The following is a 17,083-nucleotide window of genomic DNA, read 5'->3' as shown; positions in this document are numbered from 1 at the left end:
AAAATCTTGTACACTATTCTTCATTTTTATTCCTTTAACCTTAAGGTGCTGGTCCAATTAATATGAGACTTCTAGGACGCTCTACATATCCTTCTCGCCCATCCGGAATAATCTCAATCAAATCAATTTGAGTCGGGGTAATATTTACCACTCGACCATGATTGAGCCCCATATAACTTCCACGTTGAATACGCTCAACTTCACCATCAGGTGTCTGAATCAAGGCTAATATTTGCCCAGATTGGTTACGCATACTACCCTTCATATTCAGGGTTTCGAGTGCATAACTCTCCAAAGGTTGAGGCTGACGACTCAAGTTTGGATAAACACGCTTGCCTGCCATGATTTTAAGTTCTGCTGCCAATGAACTTGGCAAGAACGGACTTTTTAAAGAGTGCGCCGCATAATTAAAAGTTTCGACAGGTACAAAATCTGGCGCAGGTTCAATCGCTAGTGGAGCTTGATTGCGTATATTTGCCATCTCTTGATTGACTACATCAATACGTGATTCACAACCTGCTAAAAAGAAAACAGCAAGAGAAGCAAATGTAAACTTAGTTATTTTCATTACTTAGCCCCCTTACTTTTCTTTGAATTATTCATAGATTTATTTTTACTATCCTGAGTGCCTTTCCCATCGGTGCTATTTGCTTCAGTATTAGATGACTGGTCAGCATTCCCTTCATAACGATATGTTTTTGCAGAAATCACATAGTCAATTTTTGGAATATCTGAGTTCTTTTCTTTATTTTCAGTTGCTGTAATCGTTAAATTATGCAAAGTCACAATCCGTGAGAGCCCCGCAATACTACTTACAAATGAACCAAAGGCGTGGTAATCACCTGTTGCCTCAATATGAATTGGCTGTTCCGTAAAGAACTCTTGCTTCACTTCAGGCTCAAGACGAATAATTTTAAATTTCAATCCAGAATTCACGCCTGTTAAGTTGATATCTTCAACCAAACCTGGAATTTCAGTTTCTTTCGGCAATTGTTCTAACTGTTGATTAAAACGTGCTTCCATATCTTGTAACTGCAATTGATATTGTTGCAAATTACGTAGTTTTGAATCTTTTTCACGAAACTCATTTAACAAATTTTGTTCTTGTGCATTGGCACTTGAAATAGCTTCAATCTTGTCTTTAATCGCCAAGAAATAGCCCAAAATTGCCACAAGGATAATGATAAAAATCCAACATGTAATTTTGACTGAAATTGGCCAACTACCATAGTTATTCGGATCTAGCGTATTGAACTGCTGTACAAACTTATCAAAAGTCATTTTCTTTTTCGGAATGACCACAGCATCTTGATTCAATTGTTCAAATTCATCACGACTCATTTTGCAGCCTCCGGAGTTGGTGTTGCTGCAGTTTGTGCGTCAGATGTTTGCGCCGATGAAGCTGACTGTCCTGCATTTGCTGCTGGATCATTAATGGTCGGCTGCGCAATTTGCTCCAAATCAGCAGTCACAGTAAATGCACCATAAGATTCTTCTACGCGAGGAACCACTGACGTCGGCGCTTTGTCTTTTTTCTCTTCCGCCACGAGGAATGAGCTCATGAAGGCATTACGATACCAAGGTGATGCTTCCAAATTACGCAGTAGATCTGCAACAGTGTTTGGACTTTCCGCACGCCCTTCGATCATAAATTTATCGCCATTACGTTCAAATTTTGTGATGTACATATTGGCAGGTGTCACACGGACCAATTCATCTACAAGATGTACAGCGATTGGACGTTGACCTTGTAAGCCTTGAATCAACTTCATTCGTTCAATAATGGCATTACGCTGTTCTTGTAAACCATCCAAAGACTTTAATTGAACATCTAAGTTTTGGTTATGACTGATAATCAATTGGTTCGCTTGTTCTTGATCTTTTAATTTGTGATCAAAGTACAACCATGTTAAACCAACCCCAATTACCCCAATTAAGAAAGCCCCAATACAAAGTGCAATAAATTCTTTTTTTCGTTTCTCTCTTAGCTCATCACGCCAAGGGAGCAAGTTAATTTTTGCCATTAATCAAAACTCCTCAATGCTAGACCGCATGCCACCATGAGTGATGAGGCATCATTTTCAATTTTTTTAATATCAATTTGAGGTGAAAAACCCATTTGCAAGAATGGATTGGCAATCGTGACGCGGTAACCCAATTTTTGTTGAAGTAATTTTGCAAGCCCCGGAATATTGGCATTCCCCCCTGCCAATAAAATATGGTCAATTTCGTTGAACTGTGAAGATGAGAAAAAGAACTGTAAAGAACGTGCTGCTTGTTGAACGACAGCTTCTAAGAAGGGTTCTAAGACTTCGATATCATAATCATCTGGCAAGGCACGTGTTTTTTTCGCTCGACCTGCTTCTTCGAAAGACAATGCATAGCGATTTTGAATTTCCTGTGTCAATTGTTTGCCACCAAACACTTGCTCACGGGTATAAATCACTTTGTTATTCTGCATGACAGATAAGGTCGTCATACTATGACCAATATCTAAAATACCCACGGTATTCACACCCATTGGCAAAGTATCTGAGAAAACTTTAAATGCATTTTCAATTGCAAAGCTTTCTACATCACCAATTTTTGGTGTAAGACCAGCAAGCTGAATGACTTCCGCACGCGCTTCAACATTTTCAATACGTGTAGCGACAAGCAAAACATTGACACGATTTGGGTTGGACAGACGATCTGGCAAGACCTCAAAATCAAGGCTCGCTTCATCAAGTGGGAACGGAATATATTGCTCAGCATCATCACGAATCTGAATTTCACGTTCATCATCGTTCATATCTGCGTCCATTTCGATGATTTTTGTAATCACCATCGACGTTGGAACCGCCAAAGCTGCATTAGTGGTCTGCGTATTGGCCAAATTAATTGCGCGCTCTAAACAGTCACCGACAGCTTCCGGATTCAATATGTTCTTTTCAACAACACTTCCTTCTGGTAATGGCACCAAAGCATAGCTTTCTACCCAATACCGCCCACTCTTTACAGAAAGTTCCAAAACCTTAACAGAAGTCGAACTAATATCTACTCCTATTAACCCCTTATTTGGCTTACGATATAACCTGAGCACAATATAATTCCTATTATTTTTTTATCCCCAAAAAAATTAACCCACTAATTAGCATTGGTCTATAATTTTATACAGATACAATAACTCATCTAACAATCCGTATATCGAAAGGATATACTGACCACCAATTAGTTTGCCATTAGCTCTTATTAAAACTTACTTGTTATGAAAAAGCTATCTTGTTCAGGCCTTGTTCATCCATTTTTTTTGGCCATTATTATTGTTTTGGTCGCAATTCCAATGGGTTTCTATGGCATGTATCTCTATATTGCCCCGTCTTTGCCTGAAATGTCCATCTTAAAAAAGGCTCCATTATTAAAACCATTGCAAGTTTATAGTGCTGATAATGAGCTGATTGCAGAATATGGTGGCAAACTTTCGGTTCCTGTAGAGTACGACCAAATCCCGTCTCATTTCATTCATGGCTTTTTAGCTGCGGAAGATTCTTCGTTCTTTGAACACAGCGGAATTAGTTTCAAAGGATTGGGGCGTGCCGTCAGTGAAAGTATTACAGGCTCAGATGTGCAAACGGGTGGTTCAACCATTACCATGCAGGTTGCAAAAAACTATTATCTGACTCCAGAGCGTACTTTAAAACGTAAACTAACCGAAATTTTCCTTGCTCGAAAAATTGAACAAAATCTAAGTAAGGAAGAAATTTTAACGCTGTATGTTAACAAAATCTTTTTGGGCAAAAATGCATACGGGATCGCAGCAGCTGCAAAAATTTATTATAACAAGAGCTTGCAAGATTTGAGCTTGGCTCAAATGGCAATGATTTCAGGCCTCCCCAAAGCACCATCAAAATATAATCCTGTAGCCAATCCAAAACGTGCTTTAGAGCGTCGTAATTGGATTTTAGGACGTATGTTGCAATTGGGTTATATCAATCAATCGGAATATCAAGAAGCAATTGCTGAACCAATTAATCTCGATATGCCTGACCGCGGAGTTAGCAACAAATTCCCCTATGTCGGGGAAATGGTTCGCTCTGAGCTCGTAGAAAAGTTTGGCGAACAAGCGATAGATTCTGGCTATAAAGTCTATACCACCATCAACAGCCAACGCCAAGCCTATGCTGAGCAAGCTGTGCAAGATGGTCTTGAAGCTTACGATAGACGACATGGTTGGCGTGGTGCAGAAGCACATGATGAGCCATTAAAAAACTTTATTCCATATGCTAACACTTATCCTGCCGAAGTCACTAAAGTCAACAACACCAGTATCGAAGTGTTGATGCAAGACGGCAGTAGTGTGACTGTTCCATGGTCAGGTCTGTCTTGGGCACGTCCCTATCGCAATGCCAATAGTGTAGGCAATACGCCAAGCAAAGCCTCACAAATTGTTAAAGTAAAAGATATTATTCGCCTACGTCCGAATGCTGATAAAAGCTCATGGGCTTTGGTGCAAATTCCAAAAGCGCAAGGTCAATTGATCGCACTCAACCCCAATAATGGTGGCATTGAAGCCATTGTCGGTGGTTATAATTTTTATCAATCTAAATTTAACCGTGCTCTACAAGGCTGGCGTCAGCCGGGTTCAACCATTAAACCCTTTGTTTATGCTTTAGCACTTGAACGCGGTATGACTCCATACTCCATGGTCAATGACAATCCAATTACGATTGGCAAATGGACGCCTAAAAACTCTGACGGTCGCTATTTGGGGATGATTCCTCTACGCCGCGCCCTCTATTTATCACGTAACACAGTTTCAGTTCGCTTATTACAAGTCGTCGGGATTGAACGTACTCGCCAATTATTTATGGATTTTGGTTTGCAAGAAAACCAAATTCCACGTAACTACACCATTGCTTTAGGTACCCCACAGGTATTGCCGATTCAAATGGCGACAGGTTATGCGACATTTGCCAACGGTGGATATCGTATTCAACCGCACTTTATTAGTCGTATTGAAGATGCTTATGGCAAAGTGATTTATCAAGCCAATCCTGAATATGCATGTATTCAATGTATCAATCAAAAGGACGAAGTTGAATCTGCAGATCCGACCACGCCAGATGATGAAGTGATTGAAGTCACTAATCAGGATAATAAACCTGCTGAATCGAAAATTTCCGATACTGAAGCAGCAAACTATAAGCAAGCTCAGCGAATTTTGAAGTCGAGTTCGGCCTTTGATATGGCGAACATCTTGCGTGATGTGATCCAACATGGTACAGGTCGTGCGGCATTAAAAATTGGTCGCGGAGATTTAGGTGGTAAAACCGGTACAACCAATGATGCAAAAGACGCATGGTTTGCTGGATTTAATGGAAAATTAGTCACTGTAGCTTGGGTCGGTTTTGACCAACCTTCTACCTTAGGTCGACGTGAATATGGTGGTGTTGCAGCACTGCCGATTTGGTCAGATTTTATGGCAAAATCCCTCAAAGGTACACCTGAAGCTTGGGTGCGTTTAGACACCCATGCCAAGAATCCAATCAACCGTAATTCAGCTAAAGCGACTCAAGGTCAACCTGAACAAGATCGTGCAGCAACGCCGCCGATGGCTCAACCGCTGTATCGTCCTGCACCTGTTGCACCGAAGCCACAGGCTTCGCAAAATGATTTTGACGACCTTCCAGGGTCTGCTGAAACCAATCTTGCACCTACTCGGACTGCGCCACCACCAATGCAGCCTAAACCACAAGGTACAGAGCATAAAACTGACGCACTTGATCATCTCATCGATCAAGTTCAGTAAATAAGCTGCATAAAAAAAGCCCTCAAACGAGGGCTTTTTTTATCACTTCCAATGCATTATTTCTTTTTAAAGAGATAAATTTGATACTGCGCTTGCAACTCAAATTGTTCATTTTTTTCTAGAGCTTCTCGACGCTCAGCTTTCACTTTATAGGCATAAGGCGTCATTGCAATTAAGTTTTTGAGATCCTGCTGAGAAAGTGACATTTTCGCTAGTACCACTTGCTCACTTTCCAATTCAAAATCATTTGCCAGTTGTTCCACAAATTTATGCGGTTCATGGGGTTTTACTTCTTCAAACAGGGCTTCACGCATTGCATAAAGATGCTCTGGCGCAGGTGTGACCACCATCAAGTGCCCTTCAGGCTTTAACACACGAAGGATTTCTTCTTGAGGAATAGGACTAAATAAACTCGTACACAAGTCAATCGAATGATCTAATACAGGTAAGGTTGCCCCTGTCCCAACCACCCAAGTCACCTCTTTATTCAGTTTAGCGGCCACTTGTACTGCATTTTTAGCGATATCGACACCCACACACTGTAATACTTCAGCTTGCATCGCATTAGTGTAATAGCCTTCACCACAGCCAATATCCAATAAGTTTTCAACACGTAACTTTTGAATCAAAGCCACTACTGTCTGTTGCAAAGGTGCATAGTGACCTGCACTTAAAAATGCTCGACGCGCCTGTACAGATTCAGGCGTATCGCCTGGGTTTTTACTGTGTTTATGTTGAACCACGTGTAAATTGACATAGCCTTGTTTTGCAACATCATAGCTATGATTATTTTCACAGCGCCATGTCCGCTCTGTGAGTTTTAATGCTTCACGGCATACAGGACACATCAACAGGTTCATCATTTACTCCACTATATTATTGAAATAAAAAAACCGGCATCTGTGGGAGCAAATGCCGGTTTCGTTTATATATTTGCTTAACGTAATTTTAAAGTCATTAGACCCAAAACTACCAGCATAATTGTGATAATCCAGAAACGAATCACCACCTGAGTTTCACGCCATCCCTTTTTCTCATAGTGATGGTGCAGCGGTGCCATTAAGAATACACGCTTGTTCCGCATACGCAGCGAGCCAATTTGCAAGAAGACAGAAATAGCTTCAACCACGAAAACACCGCCCATAATGGCAAAAACGATTTCTTGACGAACCATGACTGCGATCGTACCGAGCATCGCACCTAGAGATAAGGCACCGACATCACCCATAAAGACTTGAGCAGGATGTGCATTAAACCATAAGAATGCTAAGCCAGCACCGATCATTGCCGCACAGATCACGACAAGTTCAGATGCATATTTCACATAAGGAATATGTAAATAATCGGCAAAACGAACATCACCAGCAAGATAAGCAAATACACCTAAACCTGCCGCAACCAGAACGATTGGCATAATTGCTAGGCCATCTAAACCATCGGTTAAGTTCACCGCATTAGATGCGCCGTTAATCACCAAATAAGTAAAGACAATAAAGCCAATACCGAGTGGAATAATAGACAATGGAATGCTAATTTCTTTAAAGAATGGAATCAGCAGATCCAACATATTTGAGGTATGTACTGGGTTTGCTTGCTGTGTCGCAATCACATAAAGTGCAATACCAGCACCTAATGATGCCACAGAAGTCCAAAAGAATTTCTTCTTCGCAGATAGACCGGCATTGTCTTTATAACGGATTTTAATCCAGTCATCGGCCCAGCCAACAGCACCAAAGATCACCATCACGCCAAGTACAATCCATACATAAGGGTTTGAAAGATCGGCCCAAAGTAAGGTTGAAATCCCAATAGACAGTAAAATCAACACACCGCCCATAGTCGGTGTGCCCATTTTTTTGGCATGATTTTCAGGTGCAAATGAACTGACTGCCTGACCATATTTGAGAGCTTGCAATTTGCGGATCATCACAGGTCCAAGCAACAGACCAATGGCCAATGCCGTTAAGACACTGAGTAGCGAACGAAGCGTTAAATAACGAACAACCTGAAACGAGCTGTGATAACCCGCAAGCTGCTCAAATAACCATAACAGCATTAAAGTTTCTCCATCAATTCAGCCATCAAAGTTTCCATGTGGGTATAACGAGAACCTTTAAACAGGAAACTCATGGACTGAGGCTGATGTGTTTTGACTAGACTAATTAATAACGGTAAAGCCTGTTCTTGAGTAAGAAAGGCCTGTAATTTTTTACCATATTGTGTACTGCGCGCGCCTTCTTGCACAGCAGGTGAAAACTCACCGACAGCAACGACAAATTGAAGACCAGAGTGTGAGACAAGATCACGTCCCAACATGTAGTGCTGCTGTGCAGCAGAAGAACCTAACTCACCAATATCCCCAATGACCATGACTTTGATGCCATCTTGCTGCGCAAGTACATCAGCAGCAGCACGCATTGAGGTTGGATTTGCATTGTAAGTATCATCAATAAACAAATAATCTTTATGTTGAATAAAGTTTAGACGACCTTTGGCACCTGTCGCATGTTCAAGCCCCACAACGATATCATCTAAACTCACACCAATCGACAACGCGAAAGCTGCGGCTGCAGTGGCATTTTGCACATTATGTTCACCAGCAAATGGCAGCTGAACAGGACGTGCACCGTGTGGCGTATTTAAGATAAAACGTGAAGATTGAGCCTGAAGCTCCGTCTCAGTCGCAAAGACATCCCCACCCTGACCAAAACTCATTACTTGCTCAGTTTGCACCGCTTGACGAATGGCATCTGTAAAATCATCTGCCGCAGGAACAATCGAAGTTCCTGTTTTCGCTATATGTGCATAAATTTCAGACTTGGCACGACAAATGCCATCACGCCCACCAAATTCACCCATATGAGCAGTGCCAATATTTAAAATACCGGCAACCTGAGGCTGTACCAAATTTGAGGTGTAATCAATTTCACCCTTATGACTGGCACCAAGCTCCATCACGGCATACTGATGTTCTGGACGCAACTCAAGTAACATCATCGGTACGCCAAGGTCATTATTTAAATTACCGCGCGTAATTAATGTTGGTGCAAGACGAGAAAGGATACTCCCGAGCATCTCTTTAGTCGTAGTTTTACCACTGCTTCCTGTCAAGGCAATGACTTTTAAAGCTGGGTTTTGGGCACGACGAAATGCACCCAAATGTCCAAGCGCCAAACGTGTATCTGCAACCACCAACTGATAAATATCCACATCGACAGGATGACTAACGATGGCAATTTCACAACCCTTTTCAGCCACTTGAGCAAGGAAGTCATGCGCGTCAAAGCGCTCACCTTTCAGGGCAAGAAAAGCGTCACCTTGCTCTGCATGACGTGAGTCGGTCAAAATTCGTTTTACAGAACCTGTCGGCGCTTGATTGTTATGCCAGTGACCTTGTGTCGCTTGAACCAACTGTTCGGCAGTCCATGGTTCTAACGGAACCGTACTGGTCGTTGAAGTATGCATATCTGTTTCCTATTGCGCTGGATAAGCCGAGTCAGTGTTGTGATGCTGGGAATCAATTGCTGATTTCACTTCCACCACATCATCAAACCAATGTCGAACACCATCAATTTCTTGATAGTTTTCATGGCCTTTACCAGCAATCACCACAATATCACCCGCTTGCGCATGGTTGACTGCGAATTTAATCGCTTCACGGCGGTCATGGATTTCATGGACAGTTTTTCCAGTAAAATCAATACCAGCCTTCATATCTGCAAAAATTTGTTCTGGGTTTTCAGTACGTGGATTATCCGAGGTAATCAACGCAACATCTGCATGGTTTAATGCCGCTTGTGTCATCAATGGACGCTTACCACGGTCACGATCACCACCACAGCCAAACACCGCCCATAACTGTTGCGATACATGACGTTTTAAGGTCTGTAACACTTGAACTAAAGCATCTGGTGTATGTGCATAATCCACCACGAACAGGCGTTCATCATCACGAATCACTTGCATACGACCCGGTGCACCTTTTAACTCGGGCGCAGTTGCGATCAAGGCAGATAAGTCAAAACCCGCTTGCTCCGCTGAAATTAAGCTCGCCACAATATTTTCAATATTGAAGTGTCCCAATAATGGACTTTGCACCACAAATTCAGCTTGAGCAGTACGCAATTTAAATTGTGCGCCCGTTAAGCTGTATTGAATATCCGTCACTTGATAATCCGCAGCCTGACGCGTTGAATAAGTCAAAATTTTAGGCTGAGCCGGATTTTGGCGTGCGGCATTCAGCATCACTTCTGCATGTTCATCATCGAGATTGATGACTGCAACTTTGAGCGATGTAAACTGGAACAAACGTGATTTCGCTTCAGCATAGGCTTCAAGGGTTTTATGATAATCCAAATGATCACGACTTAAATTGCTATATGCGGCAATTTCAATTGCACAGCCATTTAATCGACCTTGTTCTAATCCGTGCGAACTTGCCTCTATGGCAGCAAACTCTGCACCATCAAGCGCATAGGCATGCAATGCATTTTGCATATGTAACGCATCTAAAGTAGTGTGAGATGAGGCTTCTAAATTCGGTAAAATCCCGTTTCCAGTGGTTCCCATCACTGCACATTTTTTGCCTTGCAGCATGAGTAATTCAGCGATTAAGCGTGAGATCGTGGTTTTACCATTGGTACCCGTCACAGCCAAAATCCGTGCAGCTTGAGCTGGTTGAGTCGCCTGTAGATATTGCTTTTGCCACTGCCCCATCAATTGACGCACATCCGCAATCACAACACTTTGATCCAAGCCCAAATCAGTTTCTGAAATGACTGCCAACGCACCATTTTCTAACGCTGCACCTGCAAATTGTGCAGTTTTTTCAGGTTGCGAAAACGAAGTCAGGGCAATAAATATTTGCCCTGCTGTAACTTTGCGACTATCCAGATTGAAGCCCTGAAAGGATTGCAACATCCATTCTGCGGGCTGTTCAACGGTGTATAGATCTTGAAACGTAATTTTCATTCATCACCTATTACTGGATCTTAGGAGTGTCTAAAGGTTTATCTAATGGTACGTTCATTAAACGTAAAGATTCTTGCATTACACGAGCGAAAACTGGTGCAGCCACCAGACCACCGTAATACTGACCTGTCGGGTTTTCCACTACAACAATCATGGCCAAACGTGGATCACTCACTGGTGCAACACCGGCAAAGAGTGCTCGATATTCTGAAGTCGAATAGCCTTTACGGTCTGCACGTAATTTATGTGCTGTACCAGTTTTACCCGCCACGCGATAACCCGGAATATTGGCTTGACGTGCCGTACCACCCGGCAAGGTCACTGCTTCCATCATTAAAAGCACTTGATCAGCAATTTTAGGGTCAACCATCTGCTCACCTTTCGGCTTTTCCTCAAGCTTGTACAAGCTCAGTGGCATTTTGACGCCCTTATTGGCAATCATGGCATATGCATCAGCCAGTTGGAGCACTGTAGCGTTCAAACCATAACCATAAGCCATGGTCGCTACTTCTGACACATTCCATTTACTCTTCGGCAAAATCAGACCAGCACTTTCGCCGGGGAATTTCACCGCTGAACGTTGACCAAAGCCAAGACGTTGATAGAAGGTCGGTAATGTTTCATAAGGGAGAGATAAAGCGATTTTTGCCACACCGACGTTAGACGATTTTTGAATAATGCCGCCCAAAGTCAGAGGGCCATAGTTATGCGTATCTCGGATAGTATGATTCCCTACACGCATAGAACCCGGTGTGGTATTTACCACCGTATTTGCCGTGTATTTACCGCTTTCCAATGCCATTGCCACGGTCATTGGCTTCATGGTTGAACCTGGCTCAAAGGAGTCAATCGCACCACGGTTACGCATAGCATCTTTATTTAAGACACCTTTTTTATCATTCGGGTTGTACGACGGCCAAGACGTCATCGCTAAAATTTCACCTGTTTTGACATCCACGGCAATCGCGGTTGCAGAACGTGCGTTATTGGCTACGCCGGCTGCAGTCAACTCACGATACATAATGTATTGCAAACGTGAATCAATACTCAGCGTGATATTTTCACCCGACTCAACCTCTTTCACGATCTCAGGGTCTTTAACGCGGTTGCCTTTTTTATCTCGGACAATTTGCTGCGCACCATCTACGCCTGCAAGACGTTCATTCAATTGCATCTCTAAACCTTCGATGCCCATACCCTCACTATTGGTTAAACCAATAATTTGTGAGTTTGGCTGAGGCTGTGGATAGTAGCGCTTATAGTTTTTCTCGGTATATACCCCCTGAAAGTCACGTTTCATGATCAATTCAGCTTGTTGTGGTGGCACTTCTTTCTTTAAAACTAAATAACGTGAACGTGGACGCTCATTCATTTTGCGTCTCAATTCAGCACGATCCATCCCTACAGCATCAGCAAGTTCATCTAAATTCAGATTTTTATCTGGTAATTGACGTTTTAACTTACGATTGTTTGGATCTTTAGCCAATTCCGCCGTAATTTCTTCAAAGAGTTTTTTATTGTCAAAATAATCACGTGGATCAATCACGATTTTCATGATCGGAGTACTAATGGCTAAAGGAACGCCGTGACGGTCATAGATTACACCGCGCATGGCTTTTAAGGTTTCAGTTCTTAAAATTTTGGCATTGGCTTTATTTTGTAAAAAGTCTTTGTTGATGATTTGTACATAAAAAGCCCGCCCGACCAATGCAATAAAGCACAGTAAAACCACTGCCCACATCAAGTGATAGCGCCACATCTCCACCGAAATGGCTGTACGACCAGTAACAGACTGCTGTTTTTTACGCGGAGTTTGTTTGTTTCTCTTTTCAACCATGTGACCGGCAGCCTATTTTTTCTGTTCTGGAGTTTGTGGCAATGAAATAACAACGGTTTGTGCAATAGGAGGCGAATACATCCGTAATTGGGTAACTGCACGTGTCCCAATTTGGGCTGTTGCACCAAAAGTTTGTTGTTCGATCAGCAAACGTCCCCATTCTGCATTGAGGTCATCCCTTTCACGCATATAGGTACTCAATTGACGATAATCTTGTCGATATTCAAAGACTTGAAATACAACCATAATCGCACTCACAAAAACCAAGAGCAATAAAATGCCGTATGTAATGATTTTCTTTGACTGCGATTGATCAGAGTTTTTTTCGATTGCTTCGGTTTTCATTCTTTGCCTTTTAAGCTAAACGCTCTGCCACACGAAGCCAAGCACTACGAGATCGTGGATTGGCTTTAACTTCTTCTTCACTTGCTTTAATTCGTGACACTTTTTTTAAGCGGCGGGTATCTTCGCGTTTTTGTGGCAAACCCCAGCCTGTGTCTTCTGCAAGTGTAGATTCTTTTTGAATAAATTGTTTAATTAAACGATCCTCTAAAGAATGGAAACTGATCACTGCAAGAGTGCCTTCAGGTTTCAGCATCTCCACCGCTTGAGGTAAGAAGTTATCAATATCGTCGAGTTCTTTGTTAATAGCAATACGAATTGCTTGGAAAGTTCGTGTCGCTGCATGTTTATTTTTTTCCCATTTCGGGTGGGCAACTTTTACGATTTCTGCCAATTGAGCTGTAGTTTCAATATACCCTGCCGCTTTAATCGCTTTGGCAATACGGCGGCTATAACGCTCTTCACCATATTTAAAAATAATATTGGCCAAATCTTCTTCTTCAATATCAACCAACCACTCTGCGGCTGTTGGACCTTGTGAATTGTCCATACGCATATCAAGTGGGCCATCTTTCATAAAGCTAAAGCCACGCTCTGCTTGGTCTAGCTGCGGAGATGACACCCCTAAATCCGCCATAATACCGTCGACCAAATCGATACCACGACTACGCAGTTCCTCTTTTAAATCGGCAAAACTGGCGTGAATAATTTTAAAACGCGCATCTTCTTGTTCTAATTCTGCGGCAACGGCCAATGCTTGCGGGTCTTTATCAAAGGCATAAACACGTGCATTTTCATCTAATTTAGACAGTAATAAACGCGTATGACCGCCACGCCCAAATGTGCCATCTACGAAAATTCCTGTATTGCGATCTGCCAGTAAAGCATCAACAGTTTCATGAAGTAATACAGAAATATGCGACATAAGGGTTCGTTCAACACAGCTAAAAATGTAACTGCACATTATTACCTTGTTTTAGCAAAGCTCCAAACGTCTTTTTGTACAGAAATATTACTTTCCATAGAGAAAACCGTTTTTATTTTTTGCCATCCATTAAAAAACCTCCCGAAGGAGGTCTTTGTACATCTCAAATCATAGATTTCGATGTATTAGCGCTTGTTATTATAGATCTGATCGAAGATCGCACCATTCACAAAATGTGTTTGTTGAGCTTTTGCCCAACCACCAAACACTTCATCAATGGTAAAGGTTTTTAATGGCGGGAACTGTGATTTATATTTTGCTAAAACTGCTGCATTACGTGGACGGTAAAAATGACGAGCTGCCATCTCTTGACCTAATGGAGAATAAAGATAATTGATATAGCCTTGAGCTAACCATTTATTGCCATTTTTATCGACAGTTTTGTCTACGATTGCCACCGAAGGTTCAGTCAAAATCGACATCGATGGATACACGATATCAAATTTGTTTTTACCCAAAGTTTTTTGAGTAACTAAAGCTTCGTTTTCCCAAGTCAATAACACATCACCAATACCACGTTCTGCAAATGTAGTCATCGATGCACGTGCCGCAGAGTCCATCACTTTTACGTTATGGTACATTTTACCCACGAAATCTTTGGCTTTCACTTCATTACCGCCCGGCTGTTTCAAAGCATAACCCCAAGCTGACAAGTAAACCCAACGTGGGAGACCGCCAGTTTTCGGGTTCGGGGTAATAATTTGTACGCCCGGTTTGGTTAAATCAGACCAATCTTTAATATGTTTCGGGTTGCCCTTACGCACCATGAAGACAATCGTTGACGTATATGGCGCTGAGTTATGTGGAAACTCTTTTTGCCAACCCGGCTGAATCTGACCAGACTTCACAATTTCTTCGATGTCATTGGCTAAAGCCAAAGTCACGACATCACCTTTTAAACCGTCAACCACGGAACGGGCTTGTTTGCCGGAACCACCATGTGATTGTTTAAATGCAACCGTTTTACCGGTACGCTCTTTCCAATATGCGCCAAATGACTTATTAAATTCGTCATAAAATTCACGCGTTGCATCATAAGAAACGTTTAAAAATTCACGATCAGCGGCCTGAGCAGACGCTGAGAAAGCAACACCAGTGGCAAGCAACGCAGCACTGAGCCACGCCTTAAATTGAGTTTTCATAACAGCCAGCATAAAGTTATATTCAATACTGCTAAATATATGAAATAAAGTCATAAATCGCAATTGCAGCGTGTTTAGACCCTTTGCTAAATACAGCTAACGCTACGAATTTAATTGTTTGTTTTTCATATTAAAATACACAAAAACAATCTACTTATTCACTATATATAGATTTTTATGCATTACATATGCAAAAAACGGATAATCCAGATTATCCGTTTTTACAGCGCACATTATGGTGGGGTGTTTTACTCTTTATTCTTTTCACTATAAATTTGATCAAAAATCGCACCATTCACAAAATGTGTTTTTTGCGCTTTAGCCCAACCGCCCAACACTTTATCAATGGTAAAAGTTTGAACTTTCGGGAATTGAGCAGCGTACTTTGCAGTGGCTTTTGCATCGCGAGGGCGGAAGAAATATTTACCTGCCAGCTCTTGGCCCTTAGGTGAATATAGATAGTTTAAATAACCCTTCGCCAAATTTCGATTACCATTTTTGTCGACGGTTTTATCTACTACAGCCACCGAAGGTTCAGCTAAAATCGAAATAGACGGATAAACAATGTCATATTTATCTTTGCCTAGGCTCTGGGTCGCTAATAGTGCCTCATTTTCCCAAGATAGTAAGACATCTCCAATGCCACGCTCAGCAAAGGTCGTGAGCGAACCACGTGCACCAGAATCCAATACTTTGACATTGCTATAGAGTTTTTTCACCAATTCTTTGGCTTTGGCCTCATTTCCACCCGGTTGTTTTAAAGCATATCCCCAAGCTGATAAATAGATCCAACGCGGTGCCCCACCTGTTTTTGGATTTGGCGTAATAATTTCAACACCCGGTTTGGTCAGGTCATTCCAATCTTTAATTTTTTTCGGGTTGCCCTTACGCACCAAAAATACGATAGTTGAGGTATACGGTGCAGAATTATGTGGAAATTGTTTTTGCCAATTTTTATTGATTTGTCCGGTCGCCACAATTTCATCAATATCGTTGGCCAATGCCAAAGTGACAACGTCTGCTTGTAAACCCGTTGCTACTGCACGAGCTTGTTTGCCAGAACCACCATGTGATTGTTTAAAGTTAATCTCTTGTCCTGTACGTTTTTTCCAATATTGTCCAAATTCTTGGTTATATTCCTGATAAAACTCACGTGTTGGATCATATGAGACATTTAAGAAATCTTTTGCGGCATATACCTGTACTGCTACCCCACCCAATAAAGCGAAAATACCCGATGCTATTATTTTTTTCATCTGCTCAAACTCAAATTGATCTTGAGAGCACTATATAAATCAAAAATAACTTTAACAATCAGCTATCTATAATATAAATTCAAATCTATTTCTGTTTTAAAGATATCTAAAAATAACGTATTTAAAGCTTTAATTCTGCTAATACAGCAACAATCAGAAGCGATCTCCATGCTATCTTCATAGTTGTTTGCTAAAACATCCGAAAATCTGGAGAAAACAGTCTATTTAGGTAATCCTAGTACAGACTTTTTTAGTTTTTTTGTAAAAATTGTGACGTAGTTCTACTTTTTAATTACGAAAGATGGTTAAATCGTAGTCTAAATATTAAAACTATTTTGCAAATAAAAAGTTCCATCACCAAAACTAGGGGGAGATTTGGACATGAAATTTTCATACGCACTATGCCTAGGCTTAAGTTTAAGTGTGACTGCACAGACTGGATTTTGTGCTGCAACCAGCACCGCATCGAATAACAAACTTACGATGCCTGCTGAACGTACCTCATTGATCGAAAAAGCGATTAATCAGCAAAAATCTGAAGGTAAAGGCCGTACAGACGATAATTTAAAAGTACTTACGTCTATTAAAACTGCACCGACTCAAAGTTTCTTTGCATCACAAAACCAAAGTTTTTCTCGTTTTGTTCAAGCCATTTTTTCTGGTAGCAACTCATAACGACATCAGCATACTGATGCTGTCCAAGCTATTGTTTTAGACGAGTTCCCCTACTGTCGTCTAAAAAATACTAAAAAACGCCTGATC

General features: G+C 41.5%; 15 protein-coding genes. 2 read left to right on the top strand and 13 right to left on the bottom strand.

What is annotated here, in order from left to right; genetic code table 11:
- Positions 1-40 precede the first annotated feature (40 nt).
- Genes FTU80_RS06515 through FTU80_RS06500 form a run of 4 tightly spaced genes read right to left on the bottom strand, consistent with a single transcriptional unit; the run spans position 41 to position 3,082 of the window.
- Positions 41-568 carry a pilus assembly protein PilP gene (locus tag FTU80_RS06515; protein ID WP_111884140.1) on the bottom strand — a complete coding sequence of 176 codons (528 nt, stop codon included), beginning with the start codon at positions 566-568 and terminating at the stop codon, positions 41-43.
- Complete coding sequence (locus tag FTU80_RS06510) at positions 568-1,341, bottom strand: type 4a pilus biogenesis protein PilO (RefSeq protein WP_180084556.1); 774 nt, start codon at positions 1,339-1,341, stop codon at positions 568-570. The genes FTU80_RS06515 and FTU80_RS06510 overlap by 1 nt, the downstream gene beginning before the upstream one ends.
- Entirely contained in the window at positions 1,338-2,024 is a 687-nt protein-coding gene (locus FTU80_RS06505; RefSeq protein ID WP_078189382.1) for a PilN domain-containing protein, read from the bottom strand. The genes FTU80_RS06510 and FTU80_RS06505 overlap by 4 nt, the downstream gene beginning before the upstream one ends.
- Positions 2,024-3,082: a pilus assembly protein PilM gene (locus FTU80_RS06500; RefSeq protein WP_078192532.1), complete on the bottom strand. Its 1,059-nt coding sequence runs from the start codon at positions 3,080-3,082 to the stop codon at positions 2,024-2,026. Before FTU80_RS06500 ends, FTU80_RS06505 begins: the two co-directional genes overlap by 1 nt.
- A gap of 165 nt (positions 3,083-3,247) precedes the next feature.
- On the opposite strand from FTU80_RS06500, the gene ponA reads away from it, so the two are divergent.
- Positions 3,248-5,788 (top strand): penicillin-binding protein PBP1a, encoded by a 2,541-nt coding sequence (gene ponA / locus FTU80_RS06495; protein WP_180084555.1) that lies wholly within the window; start codon positions 3,248-3,250, stop codon positions 5,786-5,788.
- Positions 5,789-5,844: 56 nt separating this feature from the next.
- On the opposite strand, the gene FTU80_RS06490 is transcribed toward ponA, so the two are convergent.
- From FTU80_RS06490 to FTU80_RS06450, 9 genes are all read right to left on the bottom strand, one after another.
- The gene (locus tag FTU80_RS06490) at positions 5,845-6,648 is read right to left on the bottom strand and encodes a putative RNA methyltransferase (RefSeq protein ID WP_180084635.1); all 804 of its coding nucleotides are present in this window, start codon (positions 6,646-6,648) and stop codon (positions 5,845-5,847) included.
- A 77-nt stretch (positions 6,649-6,725) separates the two neighbouring features.
- A complete protein-coding gene (gene mraY, locus FTU80_RS06485; RefSeq protein WP_180084554.1) occupies positions 6,726-7,844 on the bottom strand; it encodes a phospho-N-acetylmuramoyl-pentapeptide-transferase in 1,119 nt (372 codons plus the stop codon).
- A complete protein-coding gene (gene murF, locus FTU80_RS06480; RefSeq protein WP_180084553.1) occupies positions 7,844-9,253 on the bottom strand; it encodes a UDP-N-acetylmuramoyl-tripeptide--D-alanyl-D-alanine ligase in 1,410 nt (469 codons plus the stop codon). Before murF ends, mraY begins: the two co-directional genes overlap by 1 nt.
- Positions 9,254-9,262: 9 nt before the next feature.
- A complete protein-coding gene (locus tag FTU80_RS06475; RefSeq protein ID WP_180084552.1) occupies positions 9,263-10,759 on the bottom strand; it encodes a UDP-N-acetylmuramoyl-L-alanyl-D-glutamate--2,6-diaminopimelate ligase in 1,497 nt (498 codons plus the stop codon).
- A gap of 10 nt (positions 10,760-10,769) precedes the next feature.
- Positions 10,770-12,596 (bottom strand): penicillin-binding protein PBP3, encoded by a 1,827-nt coding sequence (gene ftsI / locus FTU80_RS06470; protein WP_168378186.1) that lies wholly within the window; start codon positions 12,594-12,596, stop codon positions 10,770-10,772.
- Positions 12,597-12,608: 12 nt separating this feature from the next.
- A complete protein-coding gene (ftsL, locus tag FTU80_RS06465; RefSeq protein ID WP_078189390.1) occupies positions 12,609-12,941 on the bottom strand; it encodes a cell division protein FtsL in 333 nt (110 codons plus the stop codon).
- Between the two features lie 10 nt (positions 12,942-12,951).
- Positions 12,952-13,863 carry a 16S rRNA (cytosine(1402)-N(4))-methyltransferase RsmH gene (gene rsmH / locus FTU80_RS06460; protein WP_168378187.1) on the bottom strand — a complete coding sequence of 304 codons (912 nt, stop codon included), beginning with the start codon at positions 13,861-13,863 and terminating at the stop codon, positions 12,952-12,954.
- Between the two features lie 185 nt (positions 13,864-14,048).
- Complete coding sequence (locus tag FTU80_RS06455) at positions 14,049-15,065, bottom strand: sulfate ABC transporter substrate-binding protein (RefSeq protein WP_180021499.1); 1,017 nt, start codon at positions 15,063-15,065, stop codon at positions 14,049-14,051.
- A 248-nt stretch (positions 15,066-15,313) separates the two neighbouring features.
- Positions 15,314-16,321: a sulfate ABC transporter substrate-binding protein gene (locus FTU80_RS06450; protein WP_180084551.1), complete on the bottom strand. Its 1,008-nt coding sequence runs from the start codon at positions 16,319-16,321 to the stop codon at positions 15,314-15,316.
- Positions 16,322-16,702: 381 nt separating this feature from the next.
- Between FTU80_RS06450 and FTU80_RS06445 the strand changes: the two genes are divergently transcribed.
- Positions 16,703-16,996, top strand: coding sequence for a hypothetical protein (locus FTU80_RS06445; RefSeq protein WP_180084550.1), 294 nt, complete (start codon positions 16,703-16,705; stop codon positions 16,994-16,996).
- Positions 16,997-17,083: the final 87 nt, after the last annotated feature.

Source organism: Acinetobacter sp. YH12145 (assembly GCF_013418335.1).
Taxonomy (GTDB): domain Bacteria; phylum Pseudomonadota; class Gammaproteobacteria; order Pseudomonadales; family Moraxellaceae; genus Acinetobacter; species Acinetobacter amyesii.
Note: the sequence above shows the minus strand (reverse complement) of the source record. Positions and strands in the feature narration are given on the sequence as shown.

What these genes read in the sequence shown, in the direction of transcription:
- FTU80_RS06490 (WP_180084635.1), bottom strand. Translation starts at nt 6,648, where the DNA reads ATGAACCTGTTGATGTGTCCTGTATGCCGTGAAGCATTAAAACTCACA.
- FTU80_RS06450 (WP_180084551.1), bottom strand. Translation starts at nt 16,321, where the DNA reads ATGAAAAAAATAATAGCATCGGGTATTTTCGCTTTATTGGGTGGGGTA.
- ponA (WP_180084555.1), top strand. Translation starts at nt 3,248, where the DNA reads ATGAAAAAGCTATCTTGTTCAGGCCTTGTTCATCCATTTTTTTTGGCC.
- FTU80_RS06505 (WP_078189382.1), bottom strand. Translation starts at nt 2,024, where the DNA reads ATGGCAAAAATTAACTTGCTCCCTTGGCGTGATGAGCTAAGAGAGAAA.
- rsmH (WP_168378187.1), bottom strand. Translation starts at nt 13,863, where the DNA reads ATGTCGCATATTTCTGTATTACTTCATGAAACTGTTGATGCTTTACTG.
- ftsL (WP_078189390.1), bottom strand. Translation starts at nt 12,941, where the DNA reads ATGAAAACCGAAGCAATCGAAAAAAACTCTGATCAATCGCAGTCAAAG.
- ftsI (WP_168378186.1), bottom strand. Translation starts at nt 12,596, where the DNA reads ATGGTTGAAAAGAGAAACAAACAAACTCCGCGTAAAAAACAGCAGTCT.
- murF (WP_180084553.1), bottom strand. Translation starts at nt 9,253, where the DNA reads ATGCATACTTCAACGACCAGTACGGTTCCGTTAGAACCATGGACTGCC.
- FTU80_RS06510 (WP_180084556.1), bottom strand. Translation starts at nt 1,341, where the DNA reads ATGAGTCGTGATGAATTTGAACAATTGAATCAAGATGCTGTGGTCATT.
- FTU80_RS06445 (WP_180084550.1), top strand. Translation starts at nt 16,703, where the DNA reads ATGAAATTTTCATACGCACTATGCCTAGGCTTAAGTTTAAGTGTGACT.
- FTU80_RS06475 (WP_180084552.1), bottom strand. Translation starts at nt 10,759, where the DNA reads ATGAAAATTACGTTTCAAGATCTATACACCGTTGAACAGCCCGCAGAA.
- FTU80_RS06515 (WP_111884140.1), bottom strand. Translation starts at nt 568, where the DNA reads ATGAAAATAACTAAGTTTACATTTGCTTCTCTTGCTGTTTTCTTTTTA.
- FTU80_RS06455 (WP_180021499.1), bottom strand. Translation starts at nt 15,065, where the DNA reads ATGAAAACTCAATTTAAGGCGTGGCTCAGTGCTGCGTTGCTTGCCACT.
- mraY (WP_180084554.1), bottom strand. Translation starts at nt 7,844, where the DNA reads ATGCTGTTATGGTTATTTGAGCAGCTTGCGGGTTATCACAGCTCGTTT.